General features: G+C 36.2%; 15 protein-coding genes. 9 read left to right on the top strand and 6 right to left on the bottom strand.

Annotated elements, in window-relative coordinates; all coding sequences use genetic code 11:
• Positions 1-23: 23 nt before the first annotated feature.
• A complete protein-coding gene (locus ACUL40_RS18310; RefSeq protein ID WP_078385761.1) occupies positions 24-908 on the bottom strand; it encodes a LysR family transcriptional regulator in 885 nt (294 codons plus the stop codon).
• Between the two features lie 135 nt (positions 909-1,043).
• Between ACUL40_RS18310 and ACUL40_RS18305 the strand changes: the two genes are divergently transcribed.
• From ACUL40_RS18305 to ACUL40_RS18290, 4 genes are all read left to right on the top strand, one after another.
• Positions 1,044-3,044, top strand: coding sequence for a YhgE/Pip family protein (locus ACUL40_RS18305; protein ID WP_372468244.1), 2,001 nt, complete (start codon positions 1,044-1,046; stop codon positions 3,042-3,044).
• 439 nt (positions 3,045-3,483) lie between these two features.
• On the top strand, positions 3,484-6,477 hold the full coding sequence (locus ACUL40_RS18300; RefSeq protein ID WP_445422790.1) for an isopeptide-forming domain-containing fimbrial protein: 2,994 nt from the start codon (positions 3,484-3,486) through the stop codon (positions 6,475-6,477).
• A 23-nt stretch (positions 6,478-6,500) separates the two neighbouring features.
• Positions 6,501-8,207, top strand: coding sequence for a SpaH/EbpB family LPXTG-anchored major pilin (locus ACUL40_RS18295; protein ID WP_065212335.1), 1,707 nt, complete (start codon positions 6,501-6,503; stop codon positions 8,205-8,207).
• A gap of 87 nt (positions 8,208-8,294) precedes the next feature.
• Positions 8,295-9,113 carry a class C sortase gene (locus ACUL40_RS18290; RefSeq protein ID WP_000827774.1) on the top strand — a complete coding sequence of 273 codons (819 nt, stop codon included), beginning with the start codon at positions 8,295-8,297 and terminating at the stop codon, positions 9,111-9,113.
• 140 nt (positions 9,114-9,253) lie between these two features.
• Here the strand turns inward: ACUL40_RS18290 and ACUL40_RS18285 are convergent, their stop codons facing one another.
• The 3 genes from ACUL40_RS18285 to ACUL40_RS18275 all read right to left on the bottom strand — a co-directional run bounded on the left by ACUL40_RS18285 (position 9,254) and on the right by ACUL40_RS18275 (position 12,216).
• The gene (locus ACUL40_RS18285; protein ID WP_000610162.1) at positions 9,254-9,634 is read right to left on the bottom strand and encodes a VOC family protein; all 381 of its coding nucleotides are present in this window, start codon (positions 9,632-9,634) and stop codon (positions 9,254-9,256) included.
• 39 nt (positions 9,635-9,673) lie between these two features.
• Positions 9,674-10,831 carry an acyltransferase gene (locus tag ACUL40_RS18280; protein ID WP_000194332.1) on the bottom strand — a complete coding sequence of 386 codons (1,158 nt, stop codon included), beginning with the start codon at positions 10,829-10,831 and terminating at the stop codon, positions 9,674-9,676.
• A gap of 167 nt (positions 10,832-10,998) precedes the next feature.
• Positions 10,999-12,216 carry a dicarboxylate/amino acid:cation symporter gene (locus tag ACUL40_RS18275; RefSeq protein WP_000649362.1) on the bottom strand — a complete coding sequence of 406 codons (1,218 nt, stop codon included), beginning with the start codon at positions 12,214-12,216 and terminating at the stop codon, positions 10,999-11,001.
• A gap of 224 nt (positions 12,217-12,440) precedes the next feature.
• Here ACUL40_RS18275 and ACUL40_RS18270 point away from each other — a divergent pair, with 224 nt between their 5' ends.
• Genes ACUL40_RS18270 through ACUL40_RS18260 form a run of 3 tightly spaced genes read left to right on the top strand, consistent with a single transcriptional unit; the run spans position 12,441 to position 14,386 of the window.
• Positions 12,441-12,743, top strand: a complete 303-nt coding sequence (locus ACUL40_RS18270; RefSeq protein WP_001023543.1) for a PTS sugar transporter subunit IIB — start codon at positions 12,441-12,443, stop codon at positions 12,741-12,743.
• Positions 12,744-12,757: 14 nt separating this feature from the next.
• Positions 12,758-14,059 carry a PTS cellobiose transporter subunit IIC gene (gene celB, locus ACUL40_RS18265; RefSeq protein WP_000617789.1) on the top strand — a complete coding sequence of 434 codons (1,302 nt, stop codon included), beginning with the start codon at positions 12,758-12,760 and terminating at the stop codon, positions 14,057-14,059.
• A gap of 9 nt (positions 14,060-14,068) precedes the next feature.
• Positions 14,069-14,386, top strand: coding sequence for a PTS lactose/cellobiose transporter subunit IIA (locus tag ACUL40_RS18260; protein ID WP_000379645.1), 318 nt, complete (start codon positions 14,069-14,071; stop codon positions 14,384-14,386).
• A 160-nt stretch (positions 14,387-14,546) separates the two neighbouring features.
• Here ACUL40_RS18260 and speD read toward each other — a convergent pair whose 3' ends face one another.
• Together speD and ACUL40_RS18250 are read right to left on the bottom strand one after the other, a co-directional pair.
• The gene (gene speD / locus ACUL40_RS18255; RefSeq protein ID WP_000456821.1) at positions 14,547-14,918 is read right to left on the bottom strand and encodes an adenosylmethionine decarboxylase; all 372 of its coding nucleotides are present in this window, start codon (positions 14,916-14,918) and stop codon (positions 14,547-14,549) included.
• Between the two features lie 28 nt (positions 14,919-14,946).
• On the bottom strand, positions 14,947-16,056 hold the full coding sequence (locus ACUL40_RS18250; protein WP_445422791.1) for a polyamine aminopropyltransferase: 1,110 nt from the start codon (positions 16,054-16,056) through the stop codon (positions 14,947-14,949).
• A gap of 410 nt (positions 16,057-16,466) precedes the next feature.
• On the opposite strand from ACUL40_RS18250, the gene ACUL40_RS18245 reads away from it, so the two are divergent.
• A complete protein-coding gene (locus ACUL40_RS18245; protein WP_001023567.1) occupies positions 16,467-16,769 on the top strand; it encodes a PTS sugar transporter subunit IIB in 303 nt (100 codons plus the stop codon).
• A 15-nt stretch (positions 16,770-16,784) separates the two neighbouring features.
• Positions 16,785-18,089, top strand: a complete 1,305-nt coding sequence (gene celB / locus ACUL40_RS18240) for a PTS cellobiose transporter subunit IIC (RefSeq protein WP_001168855.1) — start codon at positions 16,785-16,787, stop codon at positions 18,087-18,089.
• Positions 18,090-18,176 lie beyond the last annotated feature (87 nt).

Below are 18,176 nucleotides of genomic sequence, written 5' to 3'. Positions count from 1 at the left end.
ACCTTTTATTTGTTCATATAATTTTACGTCCTAATATTAGAGAAGTAGTCAATCACGAATTCACGGAATTGCCGAGCTGTTTTTGATAAGTAGCGTTTTTTTGACCAACTTAATCCGATGGTTCGCTGACAAGTGGGTTCAATAATACGCAACTTGCTTGATGCTAAAGTAGAGTTTTTTAATAAAGTTAAACTTGGAACAAAAGCGATGCCGAGACCTTGCTTAATGAGGTCGCTAATTACGGTCGGTTCATCGACTTCAAAAGCAATATGCGGAGTGAAACCAGCTTCTTTACAAAATTCATCTGTTAAGTGTCGAAATCCATAGCCAGTGTTCATACTAATGAACGGTTCGTCCTTTACTTCATGGAGGTGGATATTTTCTCGGCCTGATAAACGGTGGCCTGAAGGGACGACTAAGAAAATTTCTTCTGTAATAAGTGGTTCCCAAACAATTTCTTCTCCTTCAATTGGCACAGAGGAGATACAAAAGTCAATTTCTATATTATCTAGTTGTCGTTTCATAGAAGGAGTGGATGCCAGAAATTGTTGGAACCGAACGTTAGGATGTTCTAGTAAAAAAGAGCCAAGTAGTTCTGGTAATATTCTCGGAATAGAAACGGCTAGTGTAATAGAGCTTTGTTGTAATTCGGCTAAATCTTTAATTTCTCGTTCCCCTTCGCTTAATTCATGAAAAATACGCTCTACTCGTTTCAAAAATACTTTTCCGAAAGAATTTAAAGTAATCTGTCGACCTTGGCGATCAAATAAAGGGACGCCTAAATCCTTTTCGAGTCTAGCGATTGTTTTGCTGAGTGAAGGTTGTGCGATATGCAATTCTTCAGCTGCCTTTGTCATATGTTCTAGTCGTGCAACTGTCTGAAAGTATTTTAACTGGAGCAGTTCCATTTCGAATCTCCTTTCTATAGACCAAAAGGAATGAATTGATAATTAAAGATGTATTATACAGTATGGAAAGTGACGTGTATAGTAAATCTGTTAAACCATTCTAATGGTGTTAAATTCGGAGAAGGAGTATGTTTCATGAAGGGAATTCAACTTATATTTAAAGATTGGAAAGCGATGTGGCACCATAAACATGGACGTATCGCTTTAATTTTTTTATTAATCGTTCCGTTAATTTATTCAGGATTCTTTTTAGCTGGATATTGGGATCCGTACGGAAGATTAGATAAATTACCTGTTGCAGTTGTGAACTTAGATAAGGGTGCTATGATGGATGAAAAAACAATTCATGCAGGAGACGATTTTGTTAAAAATTTAAAAGAGAATAAGGAACTAGCTTTTCATTTCGTATCAGAAAAAAATGCAGATGAAGGGTTAAAAGAAGATAAATATTATATGGTTGTTACGATTCCAGAGAATTTCTCTAAAAAGGTAAGTACACTTATGGATGAGAAACCAGAGCCGGCAAAGTTGCAGTACAAAGTAAATCCAGGTAAAAACTTTGTAGCAGCTCAAATTGGAACGACAGCTGTTGAAAATATGAAAACAAAAATCTCAAACAGTATTACGAAATCTTATACAGAAGGTGTCTTTTCAAAGTTTCAAGATTTGGCACAAGGATTGAGTGATGCAAGTAATGGTGCTGAGAAGTTACATGAAGGAACGACCGATGCAAGAAATGGAGCGAATCAGCTTGCGGATGGTATTGATCGTTTAAGTAATGGGACATCGAAATTGAAAGAAGGAAGTGACAAGCTTGCATCCAGTCAATCTGCTTTAACCGGGGGAGCAAATGAGCTGAGTCAAGGAGCGACATCACTTCATAGTGGTATGGAATTACTAGCACAAGGTGAAAAAACGTTACAATCAGGAATTAGTGAATTAAGTGCTGGTACAAATGAATGGGTGAATGGAAATGAAAAACTTGCTGAAGGGCAAGCGAAAGCGGACAATGCGGCAAATAGTGTAAAACAACAATTAGAAGAGTACGTGAAAAATCATCCAGAAGTGCAGCAAGATCCCGCTTTTCAAAAAATTGTTGCTACGTCTGATGGACTAGCTAAAGCAACAAATACTTTAAATAATAGCCAACAACAATTGACACAAGGTGCGAAGAAGATTGCTGACGGTCAACATAAGATTGAAGAAGGCATGAATACATTCGGAGTTAAGTTAAATGAAGCTACTGCTGGAACGAAAAAGATAGCAGATGGTGCATCGAATTTGGCTGATGGATTTACGAAGTGGGGAAATGGGTTTACATCATTGCAAGAAGGTGTAAATCAGCTTGCGAGTGGTGGAACGGAGCTGAATAACGGTGCTGGTAAATTAACAAATGGACTTGTTAAACTTGATGATGGTGCGAAAGAACTTTCTACGAAATTGGGAGAGGGCGCAGAGAAGATAGCGGATGTTCGTAATGATGATGCACGTAATACGATGTTCTCAGAGCCAGTTCAGTTAGTGAAGTCAACAGTTTCTGACGTGCCTAACTACGGTTCAGGCATTGCGCCATATTTCTTATCACTTGCATTTTATGTTGGCGGAATTATGGCATCGAATATTTTACCTCTTGGCCGCAGACAAAATATGAAGGTAAGCGGAACGGTACATTTTATTAATAAACTAGGATTGGTATATTTAATTGGACTTATTCAAGCGCTACTCGTAGATGTAGTTGTGCTAGGGGTTATGAAATTAGAAGTCGCAAGTGTGCCACTCTTTGTTTTATCAAGTATTGTTATTTCCTTTACGTTCATGACATTTATTCTTATGTTAGTAACAGTATTTGGTCTTGTTGGAAAGTTCTTAGCGGTAACCCTTCTTGTCCTGCAATTAGCGACGAGCGGAGGTACTTTCCCAGGAGAATTAAACATAGCTGTTCTTAGCAAAATTGGACAGTTTCTCCCAATGTCTCATTCTCTTAGAGGATTACAAGATGTTATTTCTTTAGGAGATTGGTCGCAATTACAAATGCAAATTTTAATATTGTTATGTTATCTCGTTGTTGCCGGTGGAATTGCTTGGATCACGAGTCATATACAGCATAGAGAAACGAATGTAGAACAAGTTTCTTAAGATGAAATAAGCTATCCGATTTTTTCGGATAGCTTATTTTTATTTTGCAATTTATTATATATTTACATTTATAGAAGTTTGAATATTCTAAAATCGGAGTATGCCAATTGTTAGAATATTGTGGAAATGTTTTTTTGAAATAAATATAATGAACGTACAAATTAAATATTGGCATTGTTTTACATGGAAGGAAAGGTATTCAAATGTTTTTAGGGTAGGAAGAGAAGGCGTACATAGTTTATATGTTAGATTGTTTGAACTTTTGACTGGATGCTCATTCAGTAAATTTTCTTATACGTATAATGATGAACCGTTCCTTTGCAAACTACCAATTCTCACTCTTAATGATGTAAATTAATTTTCCTTTTTGAAATGGAAAGTACAATGCACATGACGTAGTAACAAGTCGAGAAATCTGGGGAGGAGTGGGATATCGTATATGAACATATGGAGGCGAAAAAAGAAGCTAAGAAGACAAAAATCCTTTTTAGTATTGTTAATGCTTTTATTAGTGTTCGCGGATATACCTATCAGTTTAATTGGCAACATAACAATGCACGCAGAGACGGAATCTATACCGAAAGATAAGGGAGTAGATTCTACAGTAGAACAACCGAAAGATAAGAAAGTAGATTCTACAGCAGAACAACCGAAAGATACGAAGACAGATTCTGCGATAGAGCTATCGAATCCGGAAACTGTGAAAGATTTTGACCCAGGTCCGCCGTATGGAAAAAATGTAGCAAAAAATATTCCTGCAGAGGTTCAAGAGGAGAGACTTGGAACATTTTCTTGGATAAAAGATATGAGACCAGCAAGTTTGGTAGATAATACATGTGCTAAGCAAAATAGAGTTGTACTTAAAAATGGCGGATTTGAAAAGCCAAAAATAACTAGAGACATTTTTATTGATCAAGACAAAGTAGAGGGCTGGAGAACGACAGACCGTTATAAAGTAATAGAGATTTGGAGAACGAGAGATAGAATACCATTGGCTTCACCACTTCCAGCAGAAGGTGAGCAATTTGCTGAATTGAATGCAAGAGAGCCTGGTATGTTATATCAGGATGTGAAAACAACACCAGGGCAAACAATTTATTGGCGGTTAGCTCATAGAGGAAGAGATGGTAAAGATACGATGCGAGTTCGTATCGGATCAGCAAGTACAAATATATCTTCTTTACCTACTATTCAAACAATGGAAGATGATAATAAGGCGTGGGGACGTTATAGCGGAACTTATACAGTTCCAGCTGGCCAAACGTTAACTCGATTTGGTTTTGAGGCTGTTAAATCATTTGGAAATGTACTATCAGTAGGTAACTTCTTAGATGATATTTTTCTTGGAACAGAACCTTGTGTTACAGCAACAAAATCTGTAAGCCCAGAAGGAAAAGTGTATGCGGGAGATGAGCTGACATACACAGTGAATGTTAAAAATGAAGGTGGCGACATTGCCGGTGAAGCGTTATTCACTGATATGATTCCAGAAGGAACAGAATATGTACCTGGTTCTATGAAGATGAAAATAGATGGAGTTGAGAAAACATTAACAGATCAAAATGATAATGATGCAGGTTCTTATAAGGATAAGATGGTTAATGTTAAATTAGGGGATTTACAAAATACTGAAGAGGATCCAGATGGAATTACGGTCCAATTTAAAGTAAAAGCGTTGCCGACTTATATTGGAAAGCAAGTGATAAATAAAGCAAAAATAGATTATGGAAACTTGTTGAAGGGTGTAAAAGAATATACAAATTCTAATGAAGTTGTAAATGAAGTCATAGCAAGAAATCCTGAAATAGAGTCAGTTAAAGAAGTGAAAAACCTGCAAGGGAAAAGTAGGTATGAAGTAGGAGATACGATTGAATACACAGTTAAAATGCGCAATAAAATTGCAAATAGCATTGCAAAAAAAATTATAATAGAAGACTCATTACCAAACGGAGTAGATTATGTATCAGGAACCATTAAGGTAGATGGAAAAGCGGTGACGGACGCTTTAGATCAAGATAGCGGCCATTATACGACAGGGAAAATAATTGGGAATTTAGGCGATATCACAGATACAGGATGGCATACGGTCACCTTCCAAGCGAAAGTAAAATCGAATCAGTTAGATAAGACAATTCGAAATGTCGGAAAAGTAATGGGAGAAAATATTCCCCCGCAAGAACCAGAGGCATCTATTGTGATAGAACCGAAAGATCCGAAAATGGAAACAGTGAAAGAAGCAAAAAACTTACAGCAAGGCAAAAGCAAATATGAAGTAGGAGATACGATTGAATACACGGTAAAGATGCGTAATAGTATGACAGATAGTGTCATAAAAAATGCTAGCATTGAGGATCCGTTACCAGAAGGTGTGGAATACGTACCCGGAACGATTCGGGTGGATGGAAAAGTGGTAACGGATGCTGAAGATGGGGATAGCGGTCATTATAAGTCTAGCAAAGTAATAGGAAAGTTCGGAGATATTCGAGATACAAGCTGGCATACGATTGTCTTTCATGTGAAAGTGAAGTCGGAGCAAGCAGGGAAAGAAATAGTAAACAAAGGTAAAGTAACAGGAGAGAATGTTATACCTCAAGAACCAGAGAAACTAGTGAAGATAGATTATAAAGATCCGAAAATTGAAGCAGTGAAAGAAGTAAAGAACACGCAGCAAGGTAAGAATAAGTACGAGGTAAAGGATACGATTGAATATACGATTAAGGTGCGTAATACAGTGAAAGATAGCATCTTAAAAAATGGTGTAGTAGAAGACCAATTACCAGAAGGTGTGGAATATGTACCAGGGACAATTCGAGTAGATGGGAAGACAGTAACAGATGCTGAAGATGAAGACAAAGGTCATTATAAGAGCGGGAAAATAATAGGGAAACTTGGAGATGTTCAAGATACAGAATGGCATACCATCGTATTTCAAGTGAAGATAAAAGATGGTTATGAAGATAATAAAATACTGAACCTAGGTAAGGTAACGGGTGATAATATTTCTCCACAAAAACCATCAGTAGAAATAGTGGTGGAACCTCCTCCGTCAGGAAAGATTGAAATTGAAAAAGTAGATGCAAAAGATAATACATTGAAACTGAAAAATGCAGAGTTCCAAATTATTGATAAAGATGGAAATGTAGTAGGGAAATTATTAACCGATGAAAATGGGAAAGCAATTTCTGAACCGCTAGTATTCGGTAAATATGAAATTAAAGAAGTACAAGCTCCAACAGGCTATATGGTTTTAAAGGAGTCAATTCAGGTAGAACTTATATCACCTTTGCAAAAGTTGAAAATAGAGAATAACAAGAGTGAATGGGTAATCCCGAATACGGGAGGAGTAGGGACAAACTTCCTTTATTTATTCAGCACTATATTACTAGCGTTAACGTTATTTCTTTATTTCCGAAAAGGAGATAGTAATTTATAAAATACAAAGGGGGCAATACAAGTATGAAAAAGGTATTTAGTATGGTTTTAGCATTTATATTAATGTTTTCAACGCTGCCGAGTGCATTCGCAGCAAATGAGGCCAAAACAAAGGGGTCTTTAACAATTCATAAATATGCGCATGAAAAAGACGGACAGAAAGGTGAAGAAGGAACTGGTGAAGATGGCCAGAAAATTCCTGATGGGGCAACACCAATAGAAGGCGTAGAATATGAAGTTTTACAAATTGAATCTTTTGAAGTAATGACAAAGGATGGAGAAGTTGTAAAAGAAGCTGTAAAGAAAGTTGAAAATGCAAAGCCTTTTATTGCTAAAACAGGTAAAGATGGTACTGTGAAATTTGACAATCTTCCAATCGGTCGTTATTTGGTAAAAGAAATTAGTGGTCCAGTAAACGTTAATTTAAATACTGAACCATATACAATTGATATCCCAATGACTGATAAAGAAGGTAAAAAGTTAAACTATGATGTTCATATTTATCCTAAAAATGAAATTAAACGTGGAGCAGTAGAATTAACGAAAAAAGATGATGCAGGCAAGCCATTAAAAGATGTAGAGTTCACGTTATATCATAAAGAGACTGATAAAGTAGTAACGACGCAAGATGGAAAAGAATTAAAAGGTTTAAAGACAGATGCAGAAGGTAAAATCCGTGTTGACGGTTTACTGTATGGAGAATATTACTTCAAAGAGTCGAAAGCGTTAGAAGGATATGTTTTAGATCCTAAAAAATATGAATTCAAAGTTGAAAAATCAGGTGCATTTCCTAAAGATGGTCAAGCAGGTTATGGTGAAATCGTAAAATTAAAGGAAATTACAAACTATAAAAAACCGACAATTGATAAGAAAATCAATGGTAATTTAAGTGGACTACCAATTAACGTAAATGAAGAATTTACATATGACATTAAAACGACACTACCAGGTGATATTCATACGTACAAGAAATACGTTGTAACAGATAAAGTTGATCCAAGATTAACGATTATCGGTACACCAGTTGTTACAATTGATGGTAAAGAAGTACCTTCGGATGTAGTAAAAGTAACATTAGGTGCAAAAACGGCTGAAGGTCAATTGGTGACAGTTACTGTAGAGAACTTTGAGGCTTTAAAAGGTAAAAAGGAACTACACTTACAAATTAAGGCGAAAGTAAATGCAGATATTAAAGGCGGAGAAAAAATAGAGAATATCGCGAATATTGATTATGAAACTGGTGATAAAGTAACACCAGAGCCAGGGGATAAAACAACAACACCTCCTGTAACAGTTGTAGTAACTGCCGGTAAGATTTCATTGAAAAAAATTGACGGTGAAAGTAAAGAAGTATTAAAAGGTGCAAAATTTAAACTTCAAGATAAAGATGGTAACGTTATAAAAGTAAATGGTGTGGAACAAGTGGGCGAATCTAATGCAGAGGGTATGATTAATTGGGCAGAGATTCCTTATGGTGAATACGAAATCGTCGAAATTGAAGCACCGACTTATAAGAATGATAAGGGTGAAGTGAAATCTTATCAAAAATTAAGAGAGCCAATTAAAGTAACAATTAATAAAGATAACCAAACGGTAAATTTAACTGTAGAAAATAATAAGAGTGGTTGGATCCTTCCTGCAACAGGTGGAATCGGGACAATCCTATTTACAGTAGTTGGCCTTGTATTAATGGGGGCGGCGTTTATGTTCTTAAGAAGGAAAGCTCAATAAGTGCACTGATATAGGTTGAAAAGAGGAAGAAAGAATATCTTCCTCTTTTCTCTATTTTCTATTTCTACATAATAGAAGGGGTATATTATGAAACGTAATATTATTTTTGGATGTATTTTTTTAGTGGGACTTAGTATCTTTTTATACCCGACGGTGAGTAATTGGTTAGCGACACGAGCGCATTATTCTGAAGTGAGTACATATGACGAAAAAGTGAAAGAGTTGCAAAGAGAAGAGATTGAACGTAGAGAAAAAGAAGCGAAAGAGTACAATGAAAAATTACAAAATGAGAAAAGGACAGTTACAGATCCATTTAGTTCAGATGGCAGTGGAAATTCAAGTTCTTATGTAGATATGTTAAATATCGGCGAGGTAATGGGGTATGTAGAAATACCGAAAATTAATGTAAAATTGCCTATATATCATGGAACTTCAGAGAGTGTTTTAAATAGAGGAGTAGGTCATATAGAAAATTCATCCTTACCAGTTGGTGGGGAAGGAACGCATTCGATCTTGACTGGGCATAGAGGTTTGCCTTCTGCTGTACTATTTACAGACTTGGATAAATTAGAGAAATCAGATGTTTTTTATATTCATTCTTTAGATAAAGTACTGGCGTATAAGGTGGATCAAATTAAAGTAGTGCTACCGGAAGAGACAGATGATTTAGCAGTTGTTGAAAATCAAGATTATGTGACGTTAATTACGTGTACGCCATATGGTGTGAATACTCATAGGTTACTAGTTCGTGGTCACCGTGTTCCGTATGATCAAAAGGAAAAAGAGGAGATTAAGGAAGTTGTTGGAGTAGATAAACGGATGATTGGAGCTGGTGCAATTATTGTCGGTGCAGTTCTATTTGCTTTATACAGAAGGAAAAAACGTAAAACGATAGAGAAAATATAAAGTGAAACTGTAATCAGTGGGGGGGCATCCCCACGCTGATTACTAGTTAAACCAATTGGGCTTTTACTGCCCTTTAATGCAGGAAAAAATGGTTAACCTTTCAAGTAATACGTATGAAAGGTTAACCATTTTTTAGTTCGCTATTTGCGTTCCATTACTGCAAAGTAATTATTTTCATTATCAGCAAAGTTGAATGCTCTACCAGTAGGTAAATCTACAACCTGTCCAACTGTGACATTTTTCTCAGAAAGATCTTTATATAGACGGTCTAAGTCATTTGAGAAGAACATAAGTGAAGGTGTATTTAGGTTTAGTTCAGGTTGCATCTTCGCGATTAACGCTTTATCGTGAAGGACGATGCTTGTTCCTGCTTCTTTCGCCGGTGCAATTTCAATCCAGCGGAAGCCATTTCCGTTATTTTCTTCCGCAATGATTTGGAACCCTACTTTTTCTGTCCAAAATTGTACTGTTTCGTCTTGGTTATTTACATATAGCATAATTTGTCCAACTTGATTAATCATAGGTGTCTCTCGCTTTCTTTTTATATGCGTATCATTATATCAAATATATGGCTTGAATAGTTTTTTATGATTTTTTCGGAATACAACCTTCGTCCATTTCATCTTTGTTGTAGGAGAAGGACCTGTAATCCAAGTATGAAATGGTATTGTGCTACAAATGACCATTGTTGAAATAGAGATAATAGCCGTTAACACAAATAGTAATAGGCTATATAATATAGTATTTTCTTGCAGTGTGAATAAAGAAAGAAACTTTGTGCATAGTTGCAAGAAGAATAAGTGAGCTAAATAAGCACCATACGTGTAATTTCCAATGAAACGTAACGTTTTATATAAGAAACCACGACGCTGTACTATCATAATAGATAACACATACAGTATGATAATTTCGCATACGATATATAAAAACATAGATGGTTTTAAATAGGTAGAAACAGTTAAATGAATAGAGTTTGCTCCGTAAAAACTAAACAACTCATAATTGATGAATAAAAATAAGATGAAAAATAATATTGTTATAAGCGGGATATGTTTCATGACGAATAGACGCCAAGTTTTTAGTGCTACAGCGGCAATGCCACCCATAACGAAATAGAATGAGTAGAATAGAAATGATCGATCTGTATAATGTAAAATTGTTGAGCTTGTTAATTTTTCTCCATTAAAAATATAGTGAGAAGAGAACCACATTAACAGAAAATATAGGCAAGCGAAAAAGGTCATATATTTATATATGTCTTTTTTATTTTCTGTTCGTTTTTGAAACCAATAAAAAAGTGTGCATAGTAAAGGGAACAATAAGTGAATTTGGAACATCATAATAACGTACCAAAGATGGGGCGCGGCTGTTCCGAGTAATAAACTTTTTATTCCGCCTTGTAATGTAATAAGATCATTTGTTGTTAATAAGTAAAGAATAGACCAAAAGAAATAAGGAATGAGTAAGTGTGTCGCTTTTTCAGAAATATATTCTTTATATACTAATTGCTTCGTATAGTGACGAATTAAGTGAAATCCAACGATAAATATGAATGCTGGTGCTGAGAATTTTGCAAGATTAAATAGCATGCCCATAATGAGGGATTGCTCAAGTAAGACATTTCCTTGATTCATTGTATATAATAAGGAACTTTGCAAAACGACAGCGAGAAATGCAATGCTTTGCAAAACTTTAAATTCAGGTGCGCTTTGTGTCATCGTTTCCATCTCCTTTTCCATACATGATTATAGTACGGAGAATGGATAATGGATGTGGAATATTTGTGAAGATTTTAACAAATTTGTGGCGAGAGAGAATGAGTGGTATCGACTAATCAATAAATAAAGACAAAAAGAGGATGCTCTAAACGAGCATCCTCTTTCTATTAAGCAAATTTGTTTTTGATCCAATTCTTACCTTCTACAAGGCGAGCTGTCATTACCGCACAAGCGTTATCTGCTGTTACGTTTAACATCGTTGCAGGTGGATCAATGATTGTACTAATTGCTGCGATAATTGGCAGTGCTTCTGGCGGGAAACCGTATAGAGATACGATTAACATTTCACCAATCATACCACCGCCTGGAATAGCACCCATTACTGTTCCTACTAATAAAGAAACAACAAGTGCGATTGCTAATGTTTTCGGCCCTTCGAATTCCATGTTGAAAATACCGAATAAGAAAGCAATTTTTAATACGCCACCTAAAACAGAGCCGTCTTTATGAAGTGTAGAACCAAGAAGGACAACTGTTTCACGAACGTCTGAAGAAATACCCATTTTCTTCGTTGCTTCTAAGTTCGCTGGAATACTTGCGGCACTACTACAAGTTGCAAGTGATGTAACTGTAGGAGAGACCATGTTCTTCCAAAATACTTGTACACCTTGCTTGCGACCTGCAAGGTATGCATAGAATGTGAAGAATACAAAGAAATAAATTAGAGAAGCTGGATAGTATACCATTGCCGCTCGGAAGTAAGTTCCAAGAAGTTGTGGTCCGAATTCACCAACTAATGCTGCGAAGTAAGCAGCAAGTCCGATTGGGGCGTAGTACATAATGAAAGATACAACCTTCATTGAAATCTCTGCACCAGCCTGTAGGAATGTAGCGAATGGCTTTCCTTTTTCGCCAACTGCTGAAGTTGCAATCCCCATTAAGATAGAGAAGAAAATAAGAGCTAACATATTTTCACGAGATAGTAACTTCGAGAAGTCAGATACTGTTAAAATACCGACGATTTGATCTGCAACACTAACAGCTTTGCCGGCTTTGTCAGGTTGTGTTAGTTCTAGTACAACACCTTGTGCTGGCGGGAATATTTTCACAACAATAATCATAAAAATAGCAGCTAAAATACTTGTAAATAAGAAAGTCCCAGCCATACTAGACATAATTTTACCGAAACGTTTTAATCCATCCATATTAGCAATAGACGATGCGATGCTAAAGAACACTAGAGGTACAACAATCGTAAACATTAAGTTTAAGAAAATGTCACCAAGCGGCTTTAAAGCAACTGCATCGGCACCCATGAAATAACCAATGAAACCACCAATTAGGATAGAAGATAATAAAATAAGTGGAAAGCGATATGCCTTCATAAATATATCCTCCTATCAATTAAAAAAAGTCATACTGAATCATTATAGCGAGTTAGAGTTCTCTTTACTAGGAGAATACGGATAGATGGAATAGCGCGAAAACCAAGAAATTTTTGTTTTTAAGCTCGGCATACAGCAGGAAATCTAGACATATATATTTGTAACCTAGTGGTGGCAAGGAGTGCACCATAATTTAGGTAGAGAAAAAAGGGGAGGGAAGCGGGATGAATATTTTACTTTGCTGTGCAGCGGGAATGTCTTCCAGTTTGATTGTTACAAAGATGGAGAAAGCAGCAGAGGCAAGAGGGATAGAAGTGAAAATCTGGGCAGTATCAGGTTCTGAAGTGAATAGTCATATTGATAAAGCTGATGTCCTTTTACTTGGACCGCAAGTACGTTATTTATTACCGAAAATGAAAGAATTATGTAAGGATAAAGGGATACCTGTTGATGTCATTCAATCCGTTCATTACGGACTTTGTAATGGAGAAGCTATCTTGCAAGCAGCTTTGTCAATGAAACCATGAGGAGAGTGGGATAGATGATACGGTTTTTAGAGAAGTACGTGATGCCAGTAGCAGGGAAGGTTGCAGAGCAGAGGCATTTACAAGCAATTCGAGATGGAATTATTTTAACGATGCCTTTCTTAATTATTGGATCGTTTTTCCTCATTATTAGTGCACTGCCAATACCCGGATATAACGAGTTTATGGCAGGTTTGTTTGGTGAGAATTGGCAGAGAGCTTTAGGGTATCCAGTTAGTGCAACTTTTAATATAATGGCTTTAATAGCTGTTTTTGGAATCGCTTACAGGCTTGGAGAGTATTATAAAGTGGATGCTTTAGCATCCGGGGCATTGTCGCTTGTGACGTTTTTACTTGCGACGCCATTTCAAGTTGCATATATTATACCAAGTACAAAAGAAAGTGTACTTGTAGAAGGCGCTATCCCAGCTGCATTAATGGGAAGCCAAGGGTTATTTGTAGCAATGATTATTGCACTTATATCTACTGAACTTTATCGATTTATTGTACAAAAAAAGATAATCATAAAGATGCCAGAGACAGTTCCACCAGCTGTCACGCGTTCATTTGCGGCACTTGTTCCAGGATTTATTGTTGTAACAGTTATTTGGATTTTACGCTTAATTATAGAAAATACTTCTTTTGGCAGTATCCATAATATTGTAGGACAAATTTTACAGGAACCACTTAGTGTACTTGGTGCTAGTCTTTGGGGCGCAATAATAGCAGTTATTCTCGTTCATGTTCTTTGGTCGTGTGGAATTCATGGTGCTACTATTGTTGGTGGTGTAATGAGCCCCGTTTGGTTGTCGTTAATGGATCAAAACCGAGTCGCTTTTCAAGCTGGGCAAGATGTACCAAATACGATTACGGCACAGTTTTTTGACTTATGGATTTATATGGGCGGTTCTGGTGCAACGCTTGCTCTAGTTGTCGGAATGTTACTATTTGCACGAAGTCAACAATTAAAAAGTTTAGGGAGATTGTCAATTGCACCTGGTATATTTAATATTAATGAGATGGTAACTTTTGGTATGCCGATTGTGATGAACCCACTTTTACTAATTCCATTTATATTAGTTCCAGTTGTGTTAACAATTGTTTCGTACTTTGCAATGGAATGGGGATGGGTCGCACGTCCGAGTGGGGCCGCTGTACCTTGGACGACACCTATTCTTTTTAGTGGATATTTAGGATCGGGCGGGAAAATTTCAGGTGTTATTTTACAACTTGTTAACTTTGCGCTAGCATTCTTCATTTATTTACCGTTCTTAAAAATATGGGATAAACAAAAACTGGCGGAAGAAAAGGGGGAGTAAAGAACTAAAATGGATACGATAGAGACGAAAGCTTTTCATTTAATCTTGCATGGGGGAAACGCGAGAAGTTGTTCAATGGAAGCAATTGATTGTGCGAAGCGTGGGGAGTTTACAGAAGCTGAAGCTAAATTACAAGAAGCACTAGAGGAATTAAAAGAGGCGCACCGTGTACAAACGGAGCTTATCCAGAAAGAAGCTGGTGGTGAAAAGACCGAAGTTACTCTTTTAATGGTACACGCACAAGACCATTTAATGAATGCAATTACGGTGAAAGAATTAGCGAGTGAGTTTGTAGAGTTATATAGGAAGATGTCGGTGGATGAATGAACCTTGCTTATGCAAGGTTTTTTTATCTCGAATTAACGGGCAGTAAAACTTCCACTAATTAAAATTTCATTTTATGTATGTGCCTGTACCATCAGTGGAATGTTCATCCCACTGATGGTATTTTACAATCCTCCTTTTTTCGGATGAGTAAGAGTTATAATTAATCGGCAGTAACAATTTCTCCTATACCACGAATTAATCTTTTTATATGCATCCGTTCCGGTTTTAATATATTTACGATATAATCAATCGCTATTTGTGGTTCAACGGTTGTACCGCAAGTATAACAGTCAATAGCCGCAAAATTTTGTTCCGGGTAAGTGTGAATGGAAAGATGGCTTTCTGATAATAACACTAATACAGTAACACCATATGGCTGGAACTCTTTTTTACTTACGTTTAAAACATGGGCACCAGAGTAATCTGCAGCTGTAACTAGATGATATTCTAAAAAGTGCATATCATCTAATAGGGAAAAGTCCACTCCCCATAAATCCACTATTATATGCTTGCCAAAGGTAGAGTATTCCATAGGGCAGCACTCCTTACTATTAATATCGTCAAAACTTCATTTCCTGTTCGTAGCATTGATGTAAGATAAGATTTGATTCTGAATTTAAAAGAGCGAGGTTACGTTGTTCTAGATGTTCTTCTTTAAATTGAAATAAAGGAAAAAGAATAGCAGGCAATGTTCGAGGAGTTGGTACTACATATAATTGTTCAATTTGATCGAGTACATGTGCAGAATTAGTAGCAAGATGAAATCCCCAGTCAGTTCCGAAAGAAGGAACGATTGTATGATAGCTTTTTACAGTTAATCCAGCGTGTTCAATTGTATTACCGATACTCCAATATACTAGAGGTGCATCAGCAGGTGAATTAGATTGACAGACGAAAGCACCATCTTCTGTTAAGAATGTAGCTATACGAGCAAATAGTTCGCTTGTATATAAAGTACTTAACAACTCTGTCGCTGGGTCTGGAAAATCAATAATTATTACATCGTATAAAGATGAAGGTGAATTTAGAAATTCTTTTGCATCGCATACGTGCACGTTCACTCGATTATCAAAAAAAGCATTTTTGTTTAAAGATACTATTTCTGGAACATTACGTGCCATATTAATCATCGCCTCGTCTAAATCAACAAGGTCTACATGTAGCACAGTTTCATATTTCAAAACTTCTCGTAAGGCAAGACCATCGCCACCACCTAATATGAGAACACGTTTTGGATCGATTACTTTTGACATAATTGGATGTACAAGTGCTTCATGATAAATTTGCTCATCGACGGAGCTGAATTGTAGTTGCTTGTCCAAGTATAAGCGAACATCGTTTACTTGGACTAAATTAATATTTTGGTAATTACTCTTTTCTTTAAATAAATTTGTATGTTCACCAGCTTGTATTTCCTTTAGAGAAATTTCATCCCACACATCTAAGCTGTGTGAATCTGTAGGTACTATAATTACATTTTCCGATTGTACTTGCTTATCTTGCTTATTCTGCTCATCCTGTTTGTCCTGTTTATCTTGTTTTTCTTGTATATCATGCTTGTCCTGCTGTTCTAGTTCAAATTTGTCAGAGTCTAATTCAGAACGCTTGTCTTTTTTATAGCTTGTTATTCTATAAATCTTTATTTTGCTTTGTTTTCTATGTTTTGGCATAGGAATCCCCTTTCGAATTGTGTTATTTTATTCTATTTTATTTTATGTAATCTAGTAGAGTTTGCTTGGACAATAGAATAGATAGAAGACTGAGCCCAAGAAAATGTTGTTTTTTACTAGATTCCTACGATAAAAAAGTTTTTTAGTGTTTTTTCATATTAAACACAACTAGACAACTAAACACTAATCTATTTTCATACAGTTATGTGTTAAAAGCGTGTTGTTTTATAACACACTGTGTGTTTTTTGAACGACACACTAATTGAAAGCGTTAACACACAAAGAAAACAGTCGAAAAAGCACTGATTTTAGTGGTTTTAAAAAGTTGGCACGCTAATTGCATTAATAAATAGCGTAAAGAAAAATAAATAAAACATAAATTTTTTATACTACACAAGGGGGATTTTCAAATGAATATTTTATTATGTTGCTCAGCAGGGATGTCTACAAGTTTACTAGTTACAAAAATGGAAGCGGCTGCAAAAGCTCGCGGTCTAGAAGGAAAGATTTGGGCTGTATCTGGGGATGCAGTAAAAACAAATATCGATCAAGCAGATGTATTATTATTAGGACCACAAGTTCGTTACATGCTTTCTTCAATGAAAACGCTTGCTGATGAGAAAAACGTTGGAATCGACGTTATCAATCCAATGCACTACGGCATGATGAATGGAGAAGCAGTTTTAGATCATGCATTAACACTTAAAAAATAATTAGGGGGAAGCGAAATGCAAAAATTTATTGCATTTATGGAGAAGTACATGGTTCCGATTGCTGGTAAAATCGGGTCGCAACGTCACTTAGCTGCGATCCGTGACGGATTTATTGCAGTTATGCCACTTATTTTAGTGGGTTCTATGGCAGTACTAGTTAATGGTTTACCAATTCCAGCATTCCAAGATTTTATGAAAGATTTATTCGGTGAAACTTGGACACAAATTGGTGGTGGCATGTGGACAGGATCCTTTGGGGTATTAGCTCTGATGGTTGCGGTTACCACAAGTTATAACTTAGCAAAATCTTACGGTGTTGATGGATTGTCAGCTGGTATTATTTCATTTGGTGCTTTAGTTATTCTTACACCAACAACACCAAAAGAGGGCGGTTTAAACTTAGCTTGGACTGGTGCACAAGGTTTATTCGTATCATTAATTGTTGCAATCTTAGTTACAGAGGTATTTAGATTCTTCGTACAAAGAAACATTACAATTAAAATGCCTGACGGTGTACCACCAGCAGTAATGAAATCTTTCGCTGCGTTAGTTCCAGCATTTGTGATTTTAACAGGTGTTGCAAGTATTCAATTAGCAGTAAAACTAGCAGGTACAAGTGTTCATGAGTATATCTTTAATACGTTACAAGTCCCATTACAAGGTTTAGCGGGTACGTTACCAAGTGCAATTGTTATTGCATTATTAGTACATGTACTTTGGTTCTTTGGTTTACATGGTCCAAATATTGTTGGGGGTATTATTGAGCCACTTTACTTACCGGCATTAGAGAAAAATATTAAGTTATTCCAAGATGGTACATCTGCATTTGATGTTCCAAATATTGTTACAAAACCGTTCTTTGATACTTTCGTATATCTTGGTGGTTCTGGTGCAACATTAGCATTCTTAGTTGTTGTATTAATTGTAGCGAAAAGTGCACAATTACGTGGTGTATCTCGCCTATCGATTGGGCCAGGTGCATTCAACATTAATGAACCAGTAATCTTTGGTACACCAATTGTTTTAAATCCAATTTTATTCATCCCATTCGTATTAACACCTGTTGTGTTAGTTATTACATCTTATACAGCAATTTACTTAGGATGGGTACCAAAAACAGTAGCGATGGTTCCATGGAACGTTCCACCAATTATTAGTGGATATCTTGTAACAGGTTTACATCCTTCTGGTGCGATTTTACAATTATTCAACTTTGTTATTGCAATGGCGATTTACTTCCCATTCGTTGTCGCATGCGATCGCTCAGTTATTCGTACTGAAAAAGCAGCACAAGGAAATAACAACTCTGTACCTATGTAACATAATAATTGTTCTCACAGACAACATGATCTGTGAGAACAATTACCTTTATATCATGTTCAAAAAGATGAAACTCATCTACAAGAA

This window comes from Bacillus sp. KNSH39 (genome assembly GCF_052656585.1).
This window is presented reverse-complemented; position numbering and strand designations above follow the sequence as displayed.

Coding starts and splice junctions, on each gene's coding strand:
- ACUL40_RS18310 (WP_078385761.1), bottom strand. CDS start 908: ATGGAACTGCTCCAGTTAAAATACTTTCAGACAGTTGCACGACTAGAA.
- ACUL40_RS18305 (WP_372468244.1), top strand. CDS start 1,044: ATGAAGGGAATTCAACTTATATTTAAAGATTGGAAAGCGATGTGGCAC.
- ACUL40_RS18300 (WP_445422790.1), top strand. CDS start 3,484: ATGAACATATGGAGGCGAAAAAAGAAGCTAAGAAGACAAAAATCCTTT.
- ACUL40_RS18295 (WP_065212335.1), top strand. CDS start 6,501: ATGAAAAAGGTATTTAGTATGGTTTTAGCATTTATATTAATGTTTTCA.
- ACUL40_RS18290 (WP_000827774.1), top strand. CDS start 8,295: ATGAAACGTAATATTATTTTTGGATGTATTTTTTTAGTGGGACTTAGT.
- ACUL40_RS18285 (WP_000610162.1), bottom strand. CDS start 9,634: ATGATTAATCAAGTTGGACAAATTATGCTATATGTAAATAACCAAGAC.
- ACUL40_RS18280 (WP_000194332.1), bottom strand. CDS start 10,831: ATGACACAAAGCGCACCTGAATTTAAAGTTTTGCAAAGCATTGCATTT.
- ACUL40_RS18275 (WP_000649362.1), bottom strand. CDS start 12,216: ATGAAGGCATATCGCTTTCCACTTATTTTATTATCTTCTATCCTAATT.
- ACUL40_RS18270 (WP_001023543.1), top strand. CDS start 12,441: ATGAATATTTTACTTTGCTGTGCAGCGGGAATGTCTTCCAGTTTGATT.
- celB (WP_000617789.1), top strand. CDS start 12,758: ATGATACGGTTTTTAGAGAAGTACGTGATGCCAGTAGCAGGGAAGGTT.
- ACUL40_RS18260 (WP_000379645.1), top strand. CDS start 14,069: ATGGATACGATAGAGACGAAAGCTTTTCATTTAATCTTGCATGGGGGA.
- speD (WP_000456821.1), bottom strand. CDS start 14,918: ATGGAATACTCTACCTTTGGCAAGCATATAATAGTGGATTTATGGGGA.
- ACUL40_RS18250 (WP_445422791.1), bottom strand. CDS start 16,056: ATGCCAAAACATAGAAAACAAAGCAAAATAAAGATTTATAGAATAACA.
- ACUL40_RS18245 (WP_001023567.1), top strand. CDS start 16,467: ATGAATATTTTATTATGTTGCTCAGCAGGGATGTCTACAAGTTTACTA.
- celB (WP_001168855.1), top strand. CDS start 16,785: ATGCAAAAATTTATTGCATTTATGGAGAAGTACATGGTTCCGATTGCT.